Source organism: Streptomyces sp. NBC_00503 (assembly GCF_036346895.1).
Taxonomy (GTDB): Bacteria; Actinomycetota; Actinomycetes; order Streptomycetales; family Streptomycetaceae; genus Streptomyces.
The window spans coordinates 7682066-7702827 of record NZ_CP107855.1 but is presented as its reverse complement, the minus strand read 5'-3'; the positions used below and the strand labels follow the sequence as shown (position 1 = coordinate 7702827).

General features: G+C 70.9%; 16 protein-coding genes and 1 pseudogene. 6 read left to right on the top strand and 11 right to left on the bottom strand.

The window, feature by feature from the left end:
• Positions 1-74 precede the first annotated feature (74 nt).
• A complete protein-coding gene (locus tag OG490_RS35140; RefSeq protein ID WP_330300327.1) occupies positions 75-368 on the top strand; it encodes a hypothetical protein in 294 nt (97 codons plus the stop codon).
• 211 nt (positions 369-579) lie between these two features.
• Here OG490_RS35140 and OG490_RS39270 read toward each other — a convergent pair whose 3' ends face one another.
• The 3 genes from OG490_RS39270 to OG490_RS35125 all read right to left on the bottom strand — a co-directional run bounded on the left by OG490_RS39270 (position 580) and on the right by OG490_RS35125 (position 2265).
• Positions 580-1107, bottom strand: a complete 528-nt coding sequence (locus OG490_RS39270; RefSeq protein WP_443065911.1) for a tetratricopeptide repeat protein — start codon at positions 1105-1107, stop codon at positions 580-582.
• A 41-nt stretch (positions 1108-1148) separates the two neighbouring features.
• Positions 1149-1682 (bottom strand): tetratricopeptide repeat-containing protein, encoded by a 534-nt coding sequence (locus OG490_RS35130; RefSeq protein WP_330300326.1) that lies wholly within the window; start codon positions 1680-1682, stop codon positions 1149-1151.
• A gap of 70 nt (positions 1683-1752) precedes the next feature.
• Entirely contained in the window at positions 1753-2265 is a 513-nt protein-coding gene (locus OG490_RS35125; protein WP_330300325.1) for a hypothetical protein, read from the bottom strand.
• A 659-nt stretch (positions 2266-2924) separates the two neighbouring features.
• Here OG490_RS35125 and OG490_RS35120 point away from each other — a divergent pair.
• From OG490_RS35120 to OG490_RS35100, 5 genes are all read left to right on the top strand, one after another.
• Positions 2925-7268: a ricin-type beta-trefoil lectin domain protein gene (locus tag OG490_RS35120; RefSeq protein ID WP_330300324.1), complete on the top strand. Its 4344-nt coding sequence runs from the start codon at positions 2925-2927 to the stop codon at positions 7266-7268.
• A gap of 157 nt (positions 7269-7425) precedes the next feature.
• A complete protein-coding gene (locus OG490_RS35115) occupies positions 7426-7578 on the top strand; it encodes a hypothetical protein (RefSeq protein ID WP_330301205.1) in 153 nt (50 codons plus the stop codon).
• A 173-nt stretch (positions 7579-7751) separates the two neighbouring features.
• The gene (locus OG490_RS35110; protein WP_330300323.1) at positions 7752-7949 is read left to right on the top strand and encodes a hypothetical protein; all 198 of its coding nucleotides are present in this window, start codon (positions 7752-7754) and stop codon (positions 7947-7949) included.
• 234 nt (positions 7950-8183) lie between these two features.
• Positions 8184-9254, top strand: coding sequence for a hypothetical protein (locus tag OG490_RS35105; RefSeq protein ID WP_330300322.1), 1071 nt, complete (start codon positions 8184-8186; stop codon positions 9252-9254).
• A gap of 305 nt (positions 9255-9559) precedes the next feature.
• A complete protein-coding gene (locus tag OG490_RS35100; RefSeq protein ID WP_330300321.1) occupies positions 9560-10456 on the top strand; it encodes a trypsin-like serine peptidase in 897 nt (298 codons plus the stop codon).
• A 79-nt stretch (positions 10457-10535) separates the two neighbouring features.
• Here the strand turns inward: OG490_RS35100 and OG490_RS35095 are convergent, their stop codons facing one another.
• From OG490_RS35095 to OG490_RS35060, 8 genes and pseudogenes are all read right to left on the bottom strand, one after another.
• Positions 10536-11075 carry an AAA family ATPase gene (locus tag OG490_RS35095; protein ID WP_330300320.1) on the bottom strand — a complete coding sequence of 180 codons (540 nt, stop codon included), beginning with the start codon at positions 11073-11075 and terminating at the stop codon, positions 10536-10538.
• Between the two features lie 69 nt (positions 11076-11144).
• Positions 11145-11494, bottom strand: a pseudogene (locus OG490_RS35090) (transposase); the annotation flags it as partial.
• A gap of 47 nt (positions 11495-11541) precedes the next feature.
• Positions 11542-12120, bottom strand: a complete 579-nt coding sequence (locus OG490_RS35085; protein WP_330300319.1) for a maleylpyruvate isomerase N-terminal domain-containing protein — start codon at positions 12118-12120, stop codon at positions 11542-11544.
• A gap of 189 nt (positions 12121-12309) precedes the next feature.
• Positions 12310-13719, bottom strand: coding sequence for a hypothetical protein (locus tag OG490_RS35080; RefSeq protein ID WP_330300318.1), 1410 nt, complete (start codon positions 13717-13719; stop codon positions 12310-12312).
• A 221-nt stretch (positions 13720-13940) separates the two neighbouring features.
• Positions 13941-16859 carry a hypothetical protein gene (locus OG490_RS35075; RefSeq protein ID WP_330300317.1) on the bottom strand — a complete coding sequence of 973 codons (2919 nt, stop codon included), beginning with the start codon at positions 16857-16859 and terminating at the stop codon, positions 13941-13943.
• Positions 16860-18722, bottom strand: coding sequence for an HSP90 family protein (locus tag OG490_RS35070; RefSeq protein WP_330300316.1), 1863 nt, complete (start codon positions 18720-18722; stop codon positions 16860-16862).
• 137 nt (positions 18723-18859) lie between these two features.
• Positions 18860-19831 (bottom strand): hypothetical protein, encoded by a 972-nt coding sequence (locus OG490_RS35065; protein WP_330300315.1) that lies wholly within the window; start codon positions 19829-19831, stop codon positions 18860-18862.
• A gap of 115 nt (positions 19832-19946) precedes the next feature.
• Complete coding sequence (locus tag OG490_RS35060; RefSeq protein WP_330300314.1) at positions 19947-20753, bottom strand: hypothetical protein; 807 nt, start codon at positions 20751-20753, stop codon at positions 19947-19949.
• Between the last annotated feature and the right edge of the window lie 9 nt (positions 20754-20762).

Sequence of the window (20762 nt, the reverse complement as noted above, 5' to 3'; positions counted from 1 at the left end):
TAGTCCACCCCGGAGCCGCGAGGATCCCACATAGCCACGGAGTCGTCCCACGCGCGTGTGGCAGCATGACCCGCATGGCTTCCGGATCTCTCTCCCTGTGGTCCCAGGACTCGGTGCTGTCCATCGGTTCCGTGGGTTCGGTGCTCTCCATCGGCTCGGTCGGCAGCGTGCTGTCGATCGGCTCGATCGGCTCGGCGCTCTCCGTCGGCTCGACCGGCTCCTGGATGAGCGCGGGCTCCCTGCTCTCCGCGCAGTCGACGTTCTCGGTGCTCTCCTGGCGCTCGCGCGGCGGATTCATGGCGGCGGGCGCCATCGCCGCCGCGACCCTGGGCGCACTCGCGCTGGCGCGGACGACCCGCCCTCGCTGAGCGGACGCCTTCCGCAGCCCGTCCCGGTCCACCGACTGCCACAGCTCCACCCGCTCGGCACTCGCGCGGCCAGCCACTTGCTTCTGCTGTCCGTTCATACCGGCGGCAGCCCGCCCGGACCCCGCGGAACACAGAGGCGCTCGCGCAGTGGGAGCACGATCATTGCGTACGCGACCTCGGGGTCGCGTACGGCACGGCCCCGGCGGCCTTCTCAAAGGATGCGAGGTCGGGCTTGCTGGCGCCCCGGTCGTCTGAGGTGCCGACTAGGTCGACGTCGGCGGTTAACAAGCTCCGCAGGATGCCGGATGCTGCATTGGTTTGGAGCGCCTTCGCCGAATCCAACAAAAGGGCCATCAGGTCCCGGTCTGGCCCATCCGGCGGGCCTGTTGTTCGAAACGTAGGCGGCTACCAGGTGGGCCTGGGTGGAGATCGTCAGCGGGTCGGACTCCCCCAGGATCGGGACGCACATGAAGAGGATCTTGCGGTAGAGGCGGATGGCTTTGGCCAGGTCTCCCGCCGCGTGGTGGGCTTGGGCGAGGTTGTGGCCGGCCGTGAGGAATTGGACGTGCCCAGGGCCGAAAGTGCGCTTCGCGGCGCGGTAGGCCGTCTTCAGCAGCGGGAGGGACCGGTTCGTGTCTCCCGCCTCCCGGTGGGCGAGAGCCAGGTTGGAGGCCGCCTGCAGGGTCTGGGGGTCGTTTTGCCCAGCGTCCGTCCGTAGGAGGCGAGGATCCGTTCGCACAACGGGACGACCGCAGCCGGATTCCCCGCCTCGCGGTGGGCTCAGGCGAGGCCGTGGAGGGCGTTGAGGCTCCGGAAATGATCCTCGCCCAGGGTGCGGACGTATGCCGTGAGGGCCTGCTCGAAGAGGGGGACCGCCCGGCCCGGGTTGCCGGTGGCCTGATAGGCGGACGCCAGGTTGAGGCGGGCGGAGGGGATGTGCGGGTGGTCCTCGCCGAGCGTGCGCACGCTCGTGGCGAGGGGCTGCTCGAACAGGGGGATCGCCGTATCCGGATCTCCCCTCTCCGCGTGGACGAGAGCGAGGTTGCTGCGGGCGTTGACGGTGTCGGGGTGGTCCTCGCCGAGCACCCGCAGCCTGTCTTCGAGGACTTGGGCGCAGAGCAGGATCGCCTGGCCGAGTTCTCCCGCCGCCCGGTTCGCCGAGGCCAGGGTCTCGCGGGCGGAGAGGGTGTCGGGGTGGTCCTCGCCCAGCACACGGGTGCTGATGGCGACGGTCCGCTGCTGCAGGGCGACCGCCCGGTCGAAGTGCCCACCCGCACTTCGTGCTTCGTACTTCGGTGGTCGGTCTTCGGCCATCGGCCTTCGTTGTCCGCCCGACGGCTTGCCTGACGGCTGCCCGATGGCTGTACGTCCGATTGCGCGCCGGCTACGCGTCCGCGACGCCGCTGACCGCTCGGGAGCCCTGGCCTGTGGCCTCCGCGTCCCCGGTGTTGAATGCTCGCGCCGACCGTCCGCCACTTCCCCTTCCCCGGCCCACTCCCCCGGCACGCTCGACGCCCGTCACCGCAGTGCCCCCGTCCCTGGCCACCGCCCTGCCGGTGGCGGCGGCCACGTCACCGTCCGAGCCCGTGACGAAGGCGAGCAGCGCCCGCAGTTCGTCGGCCGCGCGCTGCTGGTCCTCGGGATCCAGGCTCTCCAGCAGGGTCTCGAACCGTGCCTGCCACATGCCCGCCTGGCGTACGCGTTCGCTCTCCTGGTCCGCGGTCGTACCCGGTTCCAGCGCACGCGATGTCCGGTCGAGGCGTTCCAGCTCGGCGTCACCACGCCCGGAGAGCTCGGCCACGCGCCGCCGTACCGCTTGCCACGCGTCGGTCCCGGCGGCCTGCGCCACCGCACCGCCCGCGGCCGCCGCCAACGTCGCCAACGCCTCGACCAGCACGGTCCTCCCCCTTGGGCTACGGGCCGACCCTGGGCCGGCCGAACGAAAGGTCAGTAGGACCACCCTAGGGAGGGCACGGGTTACCGGAGCGGAAATCCAGGAACCCGAAGATCCCCAACGCCCCCACCCCTCTGGTCGGACAAAGGGATCCGCACGCCTCCAGCAAGCCCGCGACGCTGCGGCCATCAGTCGCGGTGGCGAGCTCGGAACGCTTCACGGACGGTTTCGAACCGGCCGCGCGGAGAGCCGTACCGGAAGCTCACCGGCCAGCCCGGAGACGAACACCGCAATCAAGGCAAGCGCCGCCACACGCGGCCGTCTTCAAGACCAGCCCACGCTTCCAGAAAGGGAATGAATAAGTCCGATTTCGCCAGAGTCCGGAAATCGACCCTACGAAGGGAAGGGGGAATCCGTACAGGTTTTTCTTACGATTCCCTTACATGATCAATCTCACTTGACAGGCAATCCGTCAGCCATTGCCATGAACCAGACATATGGATCTGACAAAATGTTGACAGACCTGTACAGAGTTAAGGAGCGTGCGCCTGACCTTCGTTCACCGACGCGCATAGCGAGGACCTCCGCCCATGAGGCCATCACTCACTTCACATGACCCCAGACCCGGAAGACTCCGGCGTCGACAGGCGTCCGCGGCCGCCATGCTTCCCCTGGTCGGCGTAGCCGTGCTGTCCCTCGGGGCCGGGTTGATCGCCGCCCCGAACGCCTTCGCAGAGAACGGCCCGGCCAACCACGGCCCGGCCAACCGCAACTGGCCGGCTTCGACTCCCAAGCCCAAGCCCACTGCCGAGCAGAAGGCCATGGACGCCGCGCTGGCGCAGGCCAAGACCATGGGGAAGCGGGTGGTCGTCGACCACCTGACGACCGCGAACTCGCAGACGTTCGCCAATCCGGGTGGCACGCTCACCGTCGACACCGCGTCGGCCCCGGAACGGGTGAAGCAGGCGAACGGTTCCTGGCGTGCGATCGACACCACCCTCAAGGTCAACGCCGACGGCACCATCTCCCCGGCGGTCGTTCCCTCCGCGCTGAGCATTTCCGGCGGCGGCAGCGGGCCGATGGCCACGATGACGACCGGCGACGGCAAGAAGCTGGCCTTCAAGGCCCCGTTCAAGCTGCCCAAGCCCACGCTCGACGGCAACGACGCCCTCTACAAGAACGTCCTGCCCGACGTCGACCTGCGCCTGACCGCCACCCAGCTCGGCGGCTGGAGCCAGGTTCTGATCGTGCGTACGGCCGCGGCCGCCGCCAACCCGGCCCTGAAGAAGATCCGCCTCGACGTCGACGCCCCGGGGCTGCACACCTCGGCCGACGCCGCGGGCAACATCGCCTTCAACGACGTCCAGGGCAAGGCCCGTTTCACCAGCCCCACTTCCTTCATGTGGGACTCCGCCAAGACGGCCACCCCGGACACCGCCGCAGCCCCCCAGAACGGCGCCAAGGCCGGTAAGTCCGCGGCTGTGAGCGGCGCCGACGCCGCCCCCCAGGCCGCCCCGGCCCCTGCCGCAGCCGACGCGGTGGCAGCGTCCACCGCCGACGCCCCCGGCGACACCGCCAACGTCAAGCCCATCGCCGTCAAGACCGACGCCACCGGCATCGACCTGACCCCCGACACCTCCCTCCTCGGCCAGGGCACCGGCCCCTGGTACATCGACCCGGGCGTCAACCCCACCGCCGACAGCGGCAACCAGGCGTGGTCGCAGGTCCAGGAGGCGTACCCGGACACCAACGAGTTCAACGGAACCTCGGACGGCCAGAACACCCCGGCCGCCGGCTACTGCGGCTACTCGACGTGCACCGTCAAGGGCCGCACGCGCGCCTACTTCCAGATCGGGATCAACACGGCGATCCACGGCGCCGAGGTCCTCGACGCGCGGCTCTACGCCACCGTCGTCTCCTCCTCCAGCCCGAGCACGGCCACCCCGATGGGCCTCTACCACACCGGTGGCATCAGCAGCCCCACGAGCTGGAACCACCAGCCGTGCGACAAGAACTCGCGGATGGGCGGCTGCACGAAGATCGGCGGCGCCACCATCTCGGGCACCGGTGAGATCCAGTACGACGTCACCGCGCAGATGAAGAACGCCGCCTCCGGCCGCTGGTCGACCTTCACCTTCGGTCTCGCGCCGGACGACGAAGGCAACATGTACTACCGCCAGCGGTTCAACAACACCCCGCACGTCGTCACCACGTACGACTTCCAGCCCTTCGTCGGCAGCCCCCGTACCAGCCCCACCCCGGGCTTCGCCGGTACCGGCTCCTACTCCGCCTGCACCACCCCGGGTGCGGCCCAGCCCTGGGACAACCCGGGCTGGATGGGTGCCAACACCAACGTCTACCTGACGTCCGACACCTGGTCGCCCACCGGCCGCCAGCTCCAGACGACCTTCCAGATGTGGGACGACGACGCCGCCGGTGCGTCCCAGTGGTTCGCGACCGGCTGGAACGGCTCCTCCGGTGACGCCGTCGTGGACGCCGGCAGGCTCATCGAAGGCCACCAGTACGGCTGGACCGCCCGCACCACGGACGGGACGCTGACCAGCGCCGAGACCGGCTGGTGCTTCTTCCGGGTCGACCGGACCGCTCCGTCCGCGTCCGTGACCTCGACGGACTTCCCGGCCTCCGGGACCACCGGCGGTCACCCCAAGAAGGTCGACGAGCCGGGCACCTTCACCCTCTTCGGCGCGGACAACGCCCCGACCACCGGTACCAACCGCAGCTCCGGGCTGGCGTGTGCCCGTTGGACCATGGACCCGGTGAAGGCGGCTTCCGACTGGAACTGCACCGACACCGACCCGCAGATCATCAAGACCTTCACCGGCGGCCAGGCCACCGTCAACTACACCCCGCGGGCCTGGGGCACCAACTACCTGTACCTGCAGACCCAGGACAACGCGGGCAACATGTCCCAGCCCGTCGCGTACAGCTTCTACGTCCCGTCGAACCCGAACAGCCCGGCGCCGATCTTCGGTGACATCAACGGTGACAAGAAGGCCGACGTCGTCCTCGCCGACGCCGCCGGCAACATCCGCCAGATCAACGGCGGCGCAGACCCCGCAGCCTCCCCCGTCGCCCTCGCCCGCTCCAGCGTCAGCGGCAACGGCTGGAACAACATCCAGCTCACCCACCGCGGCAGCCTCGGCTACAAGAACGTCGACGACCTCCTCGCGCACGAGCCGGGCAAGCCCAACCTCTACGTCTTCACCAACAACAACACCGGCCTCGTCGACGGTCAGGCGCCCAACAAGGTGGACAAGCCCGCCTCCTGCGCCAAGACCGACGGCACCCCCATCGTCTGCGCCGACTACGGCTTCGGCACCGACTGGTCCAAGGCCACCCAGATCGCCGCCTACGGCTCCATCACCGGCGACAGCAAGGCCGGCCTGCCCAACTCCCTGCCCCAGACCTCACTCCTGTGGGTGGAGAACGGACGCCTGTGGCTCGGTATCCCCGGGGCCACCAACCAGCTCGACTCCCCCGCCTACCTGATCTCCGGCAACGACACCAAGTGGGACAGCTACGAGCTGATCACCCCCGGCCGCGCCAAGGGCACCAACTTCGCGACCCTGTGGGCCCGCAACAAGACCGACGGCGGCACCCTCCACGCCTTCACCATCACCGGCGGCACCCCTGACGCCCCCGTCCTCACCCCGATCACCGACCCCGCCGCCGGCGTGATCTCGGGCAAGGTCGACCCGGCCCGCTACCCCCGCGTCGGCTCCGACGGCGACCTCACCGGCGACAACATCCCCGACCTCTGGGCCGTGGACAAGGAACAGCAGCTCGTCGCCTTCGCCGGCGCCGGAACCGCCCCCAACGGCACCAGCATCCTCTACCCCACCGTCACCGGTGTTGCGTCCGCGTTCACCCTCCAGGGCAACCTCAACACGCCCACCGTCCAGTGGAAGCTGAACGCCGTTTCCGGCGCCAGCACCCCCAGCGCGGGCGGGAACAAGTACCCGGGCACCGTGGCGGGCGCCGTCACCTTCCCCACCGAAGTCATCGACGGCCGTAGCACCAAGTACGCGGCGTTCGGTGGTGCCGGGTCCACCATCACCACCACCGGTCCGGGCATCGACACCCGCAAGGACTTCACCATCACCACGTGGGCCAAGCACGGGTCGACCAGCCCCGGGCCCACGACCAGCATGATCGTCAGCCAGGACGGCACGCAGAACAGCTCGTTCATGATCTACGGCGACAAGAACAGCGGTCAGTGGCACTTCGCCATGGCCAACGCGCAGGGCGGAGCCTGGCCCTACGACTTCACCAGCGTGGCCAACCAGTCCGCCCGGTGGACCGCTGACACCTGGACCCGCCTGACCGCCGTCTACAACGCCGGCACCGGCCTGATGAGCCTCTACGTCAACGGCGTCCTGGCCAGCACCGGCCACCACACGGCGGCCACCAGCCCCGCCCCCAGCGGTCCGATCGTCTTCGGCCGGTACAAGGTCTCCGGTGCGAACTCGGACACCCTGAACGGCGGCGTCAGCAACTTCGCCGCCTACAGCTACGCGGCCGCGCCCACCGCACCCGCGGTCACGGGACGGATCACGCTCAGCGCGGCACCCGCCCCGGGCATCTGCATGGACAACGACTACGCCCTCTCCAACGACGGCAACAAGATCCAGATCGCGGCCTGCAACGGCACCGTCGCCCAGGACTTCGACGTACGCGCCGACGGATCCCTCCGGATCCAGGACAAGTGCGTGAACGCGACCAACTCGGGCACCGCCAACCTCACCCTGCTCGAACTGCGGACCTGTGGCGGTACTCCGACCCCGGCCCAGAAGTTCCTGCCCCGCGCCGACGGCAGCCTCTACAACCCGGCCTCCGGCCGCTGCGTCGACCTCGGCAACTACAACACCACCCCGGGCACCCAGCTCTGGCTGTACGACTGCAACCCCTCCAACGCCCAGCGCTGGAGCATCACGACCCTGGGCACCGCGCCCCTCCCCATCCCCACCCTGGACGCGGCTCCCTGATCCACCCGTAGCACCACAGCACGTCAACGGCCGCCCCTCCCACCCGGGAGGGGCGGCCGTCCTCATGGCCCCTGTTTCCTGGGCCTTCTCGAGCTCGGCCAGTGCGGCTGATCTCGTCGTACGCCGACTGTCAGAGGCTGCTGGCAGCATCACCGACGTGAACGTCATCCGTACCACTCCGCCACGACCCTTCGACGTGGCCGCGGTCTTCCCCCGGCTGGCTCCGCTGGCACGCACGACGACCCGGCTGCATCCCCGCCCCGGTTCTCCGTCGCCGTACGACAGTTCGATCGGCGGGCCGCTGCTGTGACCTGTCAATCAGCCGTGGCTGTACTGCGACAAGTAGCACGAGGGTCCGGTCTCCCCCCTCCTGCCAGTGGCCCAGCTGTACGTGCGCGAACCGAGTACCCCGACTTCCTGGAGTTGGACAAGGAGCTGCAGCAGCTGAGCGACTGGAGCGTCTGACAGGCGGCCGGCGTCGCGATGAACCCGCTGCTGACCATCGCCTCGGACGAGAGTCGCGACCACAGAAGGGGCTGGGTCCCGTACGAGGACCAGGCCATCGCCGTGATCGACGACGACATCGTGTCGAACCCGCCCGGAATCCAGGTCTCCGACGCGAACAACCTGCAGCTCTACTCCTGCCCGAAGTGCTACACGCACACCGACCTGATCCAATAGGCCATCGCTGGAATCACACGACCCCCAACCCGGGTCCACGAACTCTCGGAGACCGTCCAGGCCGGACCTGGGCGGCCGCCAGCCGCCACCGGTTCAACGAGGCGGCGGGGGCGGAGGCGGAGGCGGGGCTCACCTCGGCAAATAGGCTTGCCGTAAACGATCTACGCGCCTCGTGATCCCGGAGTGATCGCCCCCTTCCTCCCCATCGGCCTTGTCGTCCTCCCCTGCTTGGTCGTGCTCGGGAGCCGCCTGCGTGCGAAGCGCCCCGGCGGCGCTTCCCGTGGTGGCCTGCTCGCCTCGCGCTGGATACGTACGAGCTTCGACCCCGCCGACTTCGGCCTCGTCCCCACCGCCTCCCTGGACCCCGGCCGCGCGGGCCCGGAGCCCGACCCGGCGCACGAGGCCGAGGCGCAGAAGGCCGCCGACGCCGCCTGGGACGGGGACTGGCGGGTGGCCGCCGCGTACTGCGAGGCCGCCGGGCGCGACTGGGACGAGCGGTGGTCACGGATCGAGCTGCTGATCCACGTGGCCGACAGCGACGACCGCTGGCTGACCGACTGGCGCGCCGCCCAGCCCGACAACGGCGACGCGGGCACCGTGCACGCGATGCTGCTGGTGCGCCGCGCCTGGAAGATCCGCGGCATCCAGTACGCGCACAGGGTCCCCGAAGAGAACATGCAGCAGTTCCTGGCCCTGCTGCCCACTGCGATGGCCGCGGCCCGGCAGGCGGCGGAGCGCGCCCCGCGCGACCCCGGCCCCTGGGTCGTGATGGTGACGGCGGCGCGCGGGATGGGGTATTCGCACAGCCAGTTCGCCGACCTGTGGCGCAACCTCCAGCTGCGCGCCCCGCACCACGTGCCCGCCCACACCCAGGCCCTGCAGTACTGGTGCGCCAAGTGGAGCGGCTCCGACAAGTCGATGTTCGACTTCGCGGCGCGCGCCGTCATGAGCGCCCCGCCCGGCAGCCCGCTTCCCGGCCTCTACCTCCAGGCCCTCTACGAGGTCCCCCACCGCGAAGGCATGCACGGCAAGTTCGGCAGCCTCGCCGAATTCTCCGTCGAGCCCCGGCTGCGGGACGTGGCCCTGCACCTGGACACCCTCGCGCCGGACCACGAAGACCTGCCGGAACTGCGGCACCACCTCGCCCACCACCTGCTGGTCGCGGGGATGCCCCGGGAAGCGCTGGAGCAGTTCCGCCGTATCGGTCCGTACTGCGGTGCGAGCCCCTGGAACCTCGACCCGGCGGGCGCCGCCGCCGCCTTCGACCACGCGCGCGGCCGGGCGGCGTACGGGTCACGCGGCTGACGGCAACCGTCCACCCGCCGCCGGACGCACAGGGCCGACACCGGTCCCCTACGACGGCGTCGCGCGCAGAGCGCGATCTCCGGTACTTCAGAGCCTCGTCCGTCCGTCGCACTCGGCGAATTCGAGGGCCATGCCGTGAGCACCGCCCCCGCACCCCGGTGGCGTTCGCGGAGCACGGCCGCCGTAGGCTCCGCTCGATCATCGACACCGTGTGACGGGCGGTCGGAGCAAAGCGGGGAAGCCGCCGTCGGGCGGCCAGTGGGCCCGGAGACGAGTACGAAGACCGGTATGAGGATGTCAAGCACATGAGGAACACACGGACATGGGCAGCGGCCGCTGCGGCCACCCTGGTCCTCTACGGATCCACCGGCTGCGGCCCCGCCTCTTCGGCTGAAGACGACACAGCGGCGGCATCGGCCGCCAAGGTCCGCACCGTGGTTCACGACAGTTCCGTGACCGGCCTCACCCGCGGCAAGGTCGAGATGTACTGGACCTCCGAAGGTATGGCCGCAGTGGCCCGCGACGACGCCAAGGACGACCTGGCCCAGCCCGCCTGGACCGGCGGCGGCGCGATAGCCAAGACGGTCGGCCGACTGTACGCCTCGGGCGTTGACGGCAATCTCGGTGCCTGCACGGCGACCGTCATCGGGGTCCACACCGTCATAACCGCTGCGCACTGTGTCAGGACGTCGGTCGAGGGAGCCCCCGCGAGCGAGGCCACCTGGGACATGGGCCTCTACTTCGTACCGGGGTATCGAAGCGGAACCGCACCCTACGGCGGATTCACGGTGCGCCGGGTACGGATGGCCGAGAACTGGCAGAACTACGGTCTGGACGTCGCCATGCTCGAGATGAACCCCGGCGCCGACGGACGCAGCATCTCCGAGGCCACCGGCGTCCAGCCCGTCTCGTTCAGCGGTGAACCGGACACGAGTACGAGTACGAGTACGCACTTCTTCGGCTACCCCTACACGGACCGGCTCCTGCACTGCTCGGGTACCGGCGGGTGGGAGGCCGACAAGGCCTTGCGGCGTGTTCCCTGCATGATGGGGGTCGGATCGAGCGGCGGCCCCTACATCTCGGGGGACGCCGCGACCGGCAGCGTCATCGCGGTGAACATCAGCGGTGGTGACGATATGAGCTATGGAACGGCACTCGGCGCCTACGCCCAGAGTCTCTACCGGCAGTCCGAAGCTGGCTAGTGCTGTCACCGGGAAGGTTCTCCGGGATGGGAAGTGATGGGTTGGCCTGTCCCGTTCGGGCCGTGGTGCCGATGCCAGTTCAACGTCGAGTGCCAGTGATGAGAGCGTCGACCTCTCTGGCGAGGGTGGTGATGTCGACAGTCTGGGCGGTGTCGACGATCAGAGCGTGCCCGCCCAGTCCGAGCGGTCCTGGGTGGGCGGCCCAGACGGTGACGCGGTCGCTGATCTCCTCGCGGGTGAGGTCGTGGTCGAGGTGGCCTGGGTGGCGTTTGCGGGTCCGGAACCGTTCAGCGACAAGTCCGGTATCGCAGTCGCAGAACACCTCGACCAGCTGGGCGTCGAGTTGGCGGAGTCGGGCGGGGGCGGAGTCGTGGTGCCACCAGTTGACGAGGACGGCTCGCCCGGCGTCGGCAGCGAGCGCGAACAGGATGTCGTCGCTGGCCCTGCTCAATCGGTGACGCCATGCCTGATCGCCGATGCCGAGGGAGTCGTAGAGCGATTCCAGGATCACGTCTTTGTCGATCACCGGCAGGCCGAGTTCCGCGGCAAGTCCGCGGGCCAGGGTGCTCTTGCCGCTGGCCGGCAGACCGGAGACGATCACGAAGGCGTTGTCGATCATCACGTCAGTGTGTCGCAGCCCGTTTTCCTGGCTGCCCGCAGGGTGAAGTCGGCGCTGCTTCGGTCCTGCTCAGGCCGCTGTTGGTAGTGGTCTGCCGCCCCAGCGGATGGCTTTCTCGCTGCGAATGCGGGCACGTTCGCGCCGTAGGGCTGTGCGCACGTCGGGGTGGCGGGCGTTCTGTTGCGCCAGCGCAGGTAGGCGTGCAGGGCCCCGGTCTAGATCGTGTGGTGGGGGTGGTGGGAGTCGGCGAGGGTGACCTGCCGCAGGGATCCGAAGTGGGCTCCGATGGGATTGGCCCAGGACGCGTAGGTCGGGGTGAAGCACAGCTCGACCTTGTTCTTCACCGCCCAGCGTTTCATCCGCCAGCTCGTGTGGGCGGAGAGGTTGTCGAGGATCACGTAGGTCGGGGCCTCGGAAGGGTCCGACGGATTCGGACTCCTGTTCGAATTCCTTCCGGCGGGTCTGATCACTCGGATACTGCCGCCTGCCATGTCCATGAGGTGCGGCGAGGGCGGTGGCCCAGGTCTCCCCTTCCGGTACACCAGAGGAGAACCTGGGCGGGGTCACCGGGCGGAGCTTCGGGGAAGAGGCGGCGGAGCACCGCCTCGCAGAGAGGGGCCGGCGGCAGCCACGGCACTCCCAGTCCCTGGGTGATGTCATGGGTGTGGAGGAGGACCTCGGCGACACCCATCGCCGCGAAGCCCGGCGGGTCGCAAGGACCAAAGTGCCACGCCCGCGCCTCCGGTCCGGTCGTGGCCAGCGCACTGGTGAGGAGCCCCGCGCAGGCGGTGACCACCTGGAGCACCTCCCGCGGGGAGCTGTCCGGGCGGACGGCGAGGTCGAAGGGCAGGTAGCCGTCCGTCGGGCGCGCGGCGACCTGCCCGGCGTAGGCGAGCAGGTCATGGGCGATATGGGCGGCCGTCTTCCAACAGCTCCATTCCAGCGAACCCGCCGGAACCGACCAGTCCTTCGCGTCATGCGGGCCGAGCACCCGCAGCATCTCGCTCACGGCCTCATTGACGTCTCGGCTGTCGATGTAGTGCATCAGCCGATGCTACGGCTGCGCGCACGAGCATTCAGCCGGCCACGGCCGGACCACTATCGGGCTTACAGGTGGTTCGAACCGCAGCGCCGGATGTGCCCCGACTGAGTCGCCTGCGGACCACTCCCCGGCGGACGGAGGTCGGCCCGGTCGCCCTCGTAGGCCGGCGGGCCCGACCGGCGAGGCCGCGCTCTAGCGGTAGTCCCACTCATCCCTGGGGAGCGAGTGCCACAGGTCGAGCCAGTCGTGAAGCAGGAAGAGCGGTCGGGTCAGGAGGACGTCGCCGGATCGTTGGGATCGGATCGCCAGGCCGAGTTCGGAGGAGACCGGATCGCCCGCCGGGCTGTACGTCAGGCTGCCGGGCCGCTGCGCCTCCGGGCGACGCACGAGCCAGTCCTCGACCTGGGAGAGTACGCAACCTGTCAGCGGGGCTGCGTCCCATCGCACCTGGGGGCCGGTGAGCGCGTTCACGGCCACGCACCCCAGGCGGTCACCATCGAAGAGGGCTCTGATCCCGCTCGCGGTGAAGTCCGCGAAGTCGAGCCGCCGGTCTTCGCCGTCCTGTGTGTGGGAGGCGACGGTCGGCTGGTCGCCGAGGGCGGCGGTGATCTCCTTCATGGTCATCCCGAAGTGCAGGGGGCCGACCCCGATGTACGGGGTGAACGTCCACTCGGCGCGTTCCCCCTGCCTGGCAACCGTCCCCGGGCTCCGGGCCCCAGGGGCGGGTACCGGCGTTTCACGGGACGGTTCGTACGGGCCCGCCTGCGCGGGCGCGGTCCAGCCCTCGTGCCAGCGGCAGGGCGGGTTGAGAGCCGCGGTCTCCTCGGGCTGTTCGGCCAACCACCGCGAGACCTCCTCCTGCCCTTCGCCCCAGGGGTCGTCCGCCAGCACACGCGCTCTGGCCAGGGCTGCGTCGTGTTCCGCCTCCGCGGCGAGGAGGCCTGCGATGTCCTCGCCCCAGGCGGCGAGCCGTTCCCGGGCGATCCACCGGTAGTACGAGTCCACGCTCACGGCCAGGACCGCGCGGACGGCAGGGGCGTACCGGGGTACGGCCGGGGCGAGGGCAGGATCGGCCAACAGCAGGGCGGTCGCCGCGAGCGCGGCCTCCCTCACCTGCGGATCATTACCGTCCTCGCAGAAGACCGCGATCCGCGCGAGGAGTACGGGGCGTGCCGCACGGGCGGCGGCCAGGTCCCGCGCCGTGCCGACACCCTCCTCGACATCGCGGCGGGCGGTGTCGGCGAACGAAGCCAGCCAGTTCAGCAGCTCCGCACGCAGCGGCCGCCGACCCGCCCTGCGCTCCCACCGGTCCTCGGCTACGGTGCGCGGATCACCGAGAAGGGCGGCGACGATCAGGGCTGCCGGGGCGGTTGCCGGGAACACGCGCTCCTGGTTGAGGAGCAGCCGGTAGAGGTCCCCCACCGCCCGCACACGGCGGGCCGGGCCGGCGAGCACCCCGATGAGGATGTCCGGGGTGTCGGACACGTTGTGCCGTCCCGTGCAGAAGTGCGGCAGCGCCGCCCAATCGGTGCCGGTGAGCTCGGCCTGTGCTGTCGGCGGCAGCGAATCGTCAAGGCGGGCGGTGGGCGTCTCGTTGGTCACTGCCGCAGTGTTCCAGCCGGCTCCGACACCCGGGGTGCCGGGCTGGAACGACGTACCTCGGCAGAAGCAGCTGAGTAGCAGCGGCCGAGCAGCTTCAGTCGCTGGAGCCGTGCAGCTCCCGCGATCCGGACGAAGGCGTCCGCGTCCGCGTCCGCGTCCGTCTGGACAACGGCGGCCCGGGCGGCGGTGCGGGGGTTCGCACCGCCGGCCAGGGGTGGGGGTCAGCGGCGTAGGTAGTCCTGGCGGAGGGCTTCCAGGATGTCGGCGGCGTCGGGGAGGCCGGCCTGGCGGCAGCGGGCGGCGGCCGTGGTGAGCCGGGCGACGGCCGCCTGGAAGCGGCCGAGGCCCTTGCCCTCGATCAGGGCGGCCATGCGTACGGCTTCGGCGCGGCGCACCTCGCCCGTCTCACCGCCCTCCTCGTGGGCCGCGATGGAGGCCTCCGCCTCGGGCAGGGCCTCCTCGAAACGCTCGGCCTCCGCCAGGACACAGGCCCGGCGGTAGTGCACGTTGCCGCGCTCGTACCAGTGGGCGAAGTCCTCGTCGTCCTGCGGCACTCCGGCACGGACCGCGTCCGCCCGCTCGAGGTGCTCCAGCGCCGCTTCCAGGCCTTCGGCCTCCCGGGCCGACACCGTGAGCCGCGCGAACTGGCAGAGCATGTGGATGATCAGCGACGGGTTCGGCGCCTCGGCGTGCGAGGCGATCGCGCGCTCGTACGCCGCTTCCGCCGCCTCCCATCGGTCGGCCATCGCCAGCGTGACGGCCGCTTCCGCCGCCACCATGGTGTGGATCGGGCGGTCGTCCTCCCATGCGGCGACGGTGTCCGCCAGGCGCAGGAACTCCTCGGCCGCGGGCAGGTACTCGCCGAGCTCCCGCAGTCCGCGGGCCAGGGACAACCGGGCCTGGGCGAAGGCCCGTTCGTTCTCCGGGGTGTGGACCTCGTCCGCCAGGAGGGATTCCAGGACGGCGACGGCGTCCTCCGGCCGGCCGCTGCGCCCCAGGACGTCCGCGAGCTGGAGGCGTACGTCGGTGGCCTGGGCCTGCTCCCCGTCCTGGTCGAACAGCGCGGCAGCTTCGGAGAGATGGCGTACGGCGCCACCCAAGTCCCCGAGGTGCGTGGCCGCGTGCCCGAGCAGGGAGTACGTGGGGGCCAGCGCGAAGTCCGTGTCGTCGTAGAGGGACGCGTCGGCGAGCGCCCGGTGCAGGAGTTCCGCAGCCTCCTCCGGCTCGCCCTTGGAGAGCAGGAACTGTGCGAGCAGTGCGCGGGGGCGCGTACCCCGCCAGGGCCGCGCGGACGCGTCCACGGCGTCGAGGGCCGCGCGCAGCAGTTCCTCGGCCGCTTCGGTGTCGCCCCCGCGGCCGGACAGGTCCGCGGTGAGCTGCAAGGCGTTGGCCACGTGGTGGGGTACGGACAGCCGCTCCGCCTCGGTGCGCAGCGCTCGGGCGCGCTCCTCGAAGTGTTCCGCGGCGGGCCCCTCGGTCTCCGGCAGGTGCCGGATCGCGTCCTGGTAGGCGGCGTAGGCGGCGGAGTACCGCACGGTGAGGTACTCCAGTGCCGTCTCCGCCGTCAGGGGGGTCCCGGCTTCGAGGCGCTCCGCCTCGGCCACGAGTTCGTCGAGGCTCGCGCGGGTGGCGTCGCGGTCCACGTCTTCGTCGTTGCTTCCCCAGGCCAGGGAGCGGGAGCGTGCGGACAGCGCGTGCCAGGGCATCCCCAGCCCCTCGTACAGTTCGGCTGCCCTCTTGAGCTCGACGACGCTCTCCTCGTCGTGTTCCTTCTTGGCGAGCTTGTACGCCCGTTGGTCGGCGAGCTCCGCCATCAGGAGCTCCTGCGGGCCGAGTTCTTCGTCGTGGGCGGCGCTGCCGTCGGCAAGGCGTTCCTCGACGCGGGCCCAGAGACGGTTCTCCCCGGGGTGCCCCGCGGCGGCCAGCCGGCGTGCCTCGCGGACCAGCGTGGCGAAGTCCTGGGAGAGGTCCACTCCGGCGGCGGGCGTCACGGCGACGGCCGCCGCCGCGGTGACGGACGCGGAGGGACGGGTGACCCGCGTGCGCAGGCCGAGCGGCAGCGGCTCGTCGAGGAGCGGGCGTTGCGCGAGGCGGGTCCGCAACCGGTCCCCGACGGCGCTGGTGGCGTTGCGCGCGTCGAACGCGTCCGCGATCCGGCCGGCTTCGGTGCGGACGTGGGCGAGGAGCGCGCCGGCGCTCCAGTCGCGGCCGGGCGGCCCGGCGACGGCGGTGTCGGCGTGCCCGTCCTCGACGAGGCGGGTGAGCAGCACCCCGGCTCCGGTGAGGAAGCCGAGATGGGCCAGGGGCGCGCCGGTGGCCTCGAACAGCGGGCGGTTCTCCGCGAGGATCTCCAGCCCCCGCCCCTCGTTGCGGGAGAGGGCGCAGAACTCCAGGTGGAAGCCCACCTCGTCCTGTGTGCCGGTGCTCCCCCGCACCCGGCGGTAGCCGCTGAGGTGGTGGGAGCGCGCTTCGTCCGCACGGCCCGAGCGCAGCAGCGGCAGGAGCGAGCGCGACCGGCTCGACTGCGGCTCCTCGGTGCAGCCGGTCTCGCCTTCGAGGACCGGCCCCCAGATCTCCAGCGCCCCGGCGTCGTCAGCGGCCTCCACCCGGTGCTGGGCGAGGTGGCGGATCTCGCAGGCCTCGCAGTCGCTCATCTCGGTACGGGGGCGCGTGGCCCACAGGTCGTAGGCGTCGGCGAGGCCGGTGCCCGTGTGGTGCGCGAGGTGGTAGCGCATGGCCGCGACCGGCTGCATGCCGTGGTCGGCCGCCGCATAGCGGCCGCGCATCGTGTCGATCCAGCCGTGGATCGCGGCCAGTGGTACTTCGGGCACCTGCAGCAGGGAGGTCGCCACCCACTTGAAGCGCCAGAAGACCTGATGGGCCTCCCACTGGCTGAAGGACTCCGGGGCGGTGTCCCACAGCTTGAGCAGCCGGGCGAAGACGACCGGCGACTTGCGGTGCTCGCCGGTGAACTCGTACGAGCTCATCAGCTCGAGCAGGGCCGTGACGAGTGTGTCGGGCTCTTCGAGGAGCTCGGCCGCATCGACGATCTCCTCGGCGGTGACGGTGCGGTGGAGTCCGTGCGGACGGTCGTGGTTCTCGCGGAGTGCCTCGACCACGGCCTCGGGGGTGTCCAGCATCTACAGTTCCTTCCGGGGCTCGGAGCCGGGTGCCGTGGTACCGCTGTGGTGCATGGCGTGGGTGAGCAGGCCGATGAAGGCCCGGTTCAGCAGGGCGCTCTCGCTGGCCCGGAGCGGGCGGCGGCTGAGGAGCAGCGCCTGGCCGTAGAGGGCTTCGGCGGTCGTGACGGCCAGTCCGCGCTCGGCGATGGTGATCGCTTGCCGCACCAGCGGGTTGAGGTGGTTCAGGACGAGCTGGGCCCGCGGGGTCTCGTTGCGCAGCGAGCCGAGGATGTCGGCCCACACGCCGTCGCTGTCGGCGGCCAGGCTCGACCTGGTCCGCTCGTGGCGGGCTTCCCGGTTGTCGAGGAGCAGGGCGGAGGCCGTCACGGGCTGGAAGTCGCGCAGGACGACGTCGCAGTCGTGGACGCCGACGGTCTCCCGGGCGATGGCGAGGAAGGCCGCGGCGCGCAGTTCGGCGGACGGGTCGACGGCGTCGAGGTGGGCGGTGACGGTGGCCGGGTCGAGGTCGGTGACGGACGTGCCGGGCCGGATCTCCGGCAGTCGCAGCACGAGGTCGCGGTCGTAGGTGTATCCGCCGTTGACGACGCCCAGACCGGCCGCCGAGGCGATGGGCGCGACCTGGCGGAACTCCTCGACGCTGCGCGTGACCAGGAGGGTCGGGTGGGTGCGCGCGAACTCCTCCAGTGTGACGTTGCCGTCGGTGGTCTCGAACGGCAGCCACGGCAGCACGATGCGCAGCAGCTCGTCGTCGTAGCGGGCCAGGGCCTTCACGGCGAGGTGGTGCGTTTCGATGAACCGGTGCAGCAGGGAGGGGTCGCTGGCTGCGAGCCCGGTGAGCCATTCGCGGATCCGTTCGCCCAGGGCGTCCCGTACGGCGGACAGCGTGCCGTCCTCGTACAGGGATTCCCGCGAGGCGGTCGGCCGCAGACTGGTGGTGTCGACGACGCAGCGGACGAAGAACGCCCACTCCGGGAGCAGTTCGGGCGCCTGGTCCGTCAGCAGCATGCCCTTGAGGTGGACGCGGTGGCCGGCCCGCTGCGCCGGGCTCATGGCCGTGGGCAGGACGTACGCGACGCCGCGCAGCCCGGCGGCCGGCAGGTCGAGCTCGATGGTGTCGAGGGGGGTGAAGTCGAACAGCTTCCGGCAGTACGCGGTCATCGCCTCGCGGCGGGCCAGCGGGGAGCGGTGGGTCTGCTCCCAGGGGGGTGTCTCGTTGACCTTGTCGATCTCGCCGCGCGGTCCGACGACGGTGACCTCGTGGCGCAGGAGGCCGCCGTAGTGCCGGGCCAGGGAGACGACCTGCTGCGGGCGGGTCCACTCGGCGTTGTCGGCGCGCGGGGTGAGGCGCACGGTGGTGCCCGGTTCCGGCACGGCCGAGGCGGGCAGGGCGCGGATGGTGTAGCGGCCGTCGGAGTGGCCGCGCCATTCGACGGCGGGCGCCGAGGGGTCGGCCGCCGAGCGGCTGAGCACGGTGATCTCGTCGGCGACGACGAAGCAGGCGAGCAGCCCGATGCCGAACTGGCCGATGAAGTCCCCGCGCGCGGCGTCGAGCCCGGCACCGTCCAGGGCCCCGTCGGGGGTCCGCTTCGAGCTGCGGCCGATGGTCGCGAGGAACCGGTGCACGTCGGCCTCGGTGAGGCCGATGCCCGTGTCCGTGACAGTGAGGGTCTCTCCGGTGCGCACCGTGATGGTGGCCGGGGAGCCGGGCTCGACGGCCTGGCGTGCGGTGATGGCGTCCACGGCGTTCTGCAGCAGCTCACGCAGGTAGACGCGGGGGCTGGAGTAGAGGTGGTGGGAGAGCAGGTCGACCAGGCCGCGCAGGTCGACCTGGAAGGTGTGGGACGTCTCGGAATCGGGCACCTGGCGGAATCTTTCGGTGTGCCCCGTCCGCGCCGCCGTGGGCGATGCGGACGGGAAGGGCGGGAAGGGGTGGGCGGCGCCGGCGTGCCTGCCTCGCTGGTCGTCCGGCACGGCAGCGCGCGGGGTCGGGCTCACCGTCAGGTCGAGGAACGATGCTTCCGGTAGGCCGCGGCGGCATCGGAGCCGTTGATGTAGTACCAGGGGAACTCGGTGACCCGGCCGTCGGTGGCGCGGAAGCACTCCCTTGCCCCCTCGCGGTCCCCCGCGAGCGAGAACGCCATGGCGAAGGTGTTGAGGATCTGCGCCCACCCGGCCCGGCGGACGAAGTCCGGGTGCCGGAAGGAGTGTTCGGCGGCCTCCCGCAGGGACGCCGCGACCTGGGGCCCGCGCATGTACGCGGCGTCCTGGCCGGCGTCGAGAGAGAGCCACTGCTCGATGTGCGCGATGGCGACGAGCTGGCCCAGCTGTGTGCCGGCGGGTGCGCCGAACGCGGCATCGCGGGCGAAGGCGTGCATCTCCTCGTGCGAGCCGCCCCACTTCTCGCAGACCTGCTGCAACCGCTGTTGGTGCGCTCCCAGGTGCAGCGGGTCACGCCGTACGGTCGCCTCGAAGCGGCGGCGTGCGGCGGTCTGCCCGACCTCGAGGCCGCGGCCGGTGACCTGGAGTCCGTACCAGGGCGAAGTCCAGCGCGGTTCGCGCTCGGCCACCTCGTACAGCCACTGCTCGGCGGTGTGCAGCCGCGCGTGGAACACCTCGAACTGCTTGCTCGATACCGCCGAGGCCCGGGCGCCGGTCCGCGCCTCCCATCCCCAGCTGATGTGACGGATCCCCGCCACGAGCCGGGCCAGCGTCGCGTCCTGGTCCGCTTCGACGATCGGGACGATCCACCGCTCCACCCCGGCGGTATCGCCGACGGCCCACAGCAGTTCGGTCCGGTCGTCGCTCTCGGGACGTGCTTCGAGCACCTCGCGCACGGTGGTCCAGTCCGCTGCCGCGGCGGCCGCGCGCACGCGCCGCACATCTGGATCGCCGGAGTCCTCCTGGACCCTCGCGACGGGCTTGCCGGCCCATTTCCCCAGCGTAAGCCCCCATTGACGGAGCAACGCCATGTCCCCACCCCTTGCCATGTCCAAACGAGGAAGGAATGGATCACCTCCCATGAGAGAAGTGAGTACCACGCTCGACCGACAATCGCACGTTTGTTTACCCGAAGACCCGCGCCCGTCAGCGCGCCATTCCGTAACCCTGCGCCGCCGGGGCGGGACGGCTCCGGGAGAGCCTCACGGCCCGGCCCCGAGCCGCCTCGAACGCCATCACCGGGTTCCCCGCCTTACGCCAGGGCTCGGCTCCGCACCACGGTCCGATCTCACGGAACTGCTCGAGAGCGGGCGCGTACATCATCGACTGGAGCATGAAGTGCGCCAGCAGGTGGCGCAGGACCGGCAGGCGCTCGTCGTCGGGCGCGACCCGGTCGAACGACGCGGCGGTCCGCTTCAGCAGGCTCCTCGTCATGGGGGTGACGGGCAGCGCGGCAGCGGTGGACCGGTCGGCGAGTTCGCTCAGTGCGTGCAGGTAGATCCCGGCGAGCGGGCTGCCGGCCGGAGCCTTGCGGACCGTCTGCCGGGCAAACCGCATCATCCGCCGGTTGCTGCCGAACCACTTGGCGCACCAGTACTGGAGGGCCTGCCCGTGTCCCGCGTAGTGGTGGGGCGCGCGGGCGACGAGCTCCTTCCAGAGCGGCTTGAACTGTGAGTGGCCGTACCGGGCTCCCCGCGCCGCCGTGATCATCACGACCCAGGGGCCCGGGTTCGCGGGGTCGAGCAGCGCGGCCTTGCGGGCCTCCTCGATCGCGGCCGGGAGCATGGCGCGGAAGCGCTTCATGTCCTCGTACGGGACCTCGTGGGCGAAGGCGCTGCCCCGGATCTCCCAGGCGCGGTGGACCATGAGGCTTGCGCGGAGGGTTGCCGCGTCGCAGTTGTGCGGCTCGGCGTCAAGCCAGGCATCGAGCCAGGCGCCGTCCTTCTGGGCCACGTGCTGCAG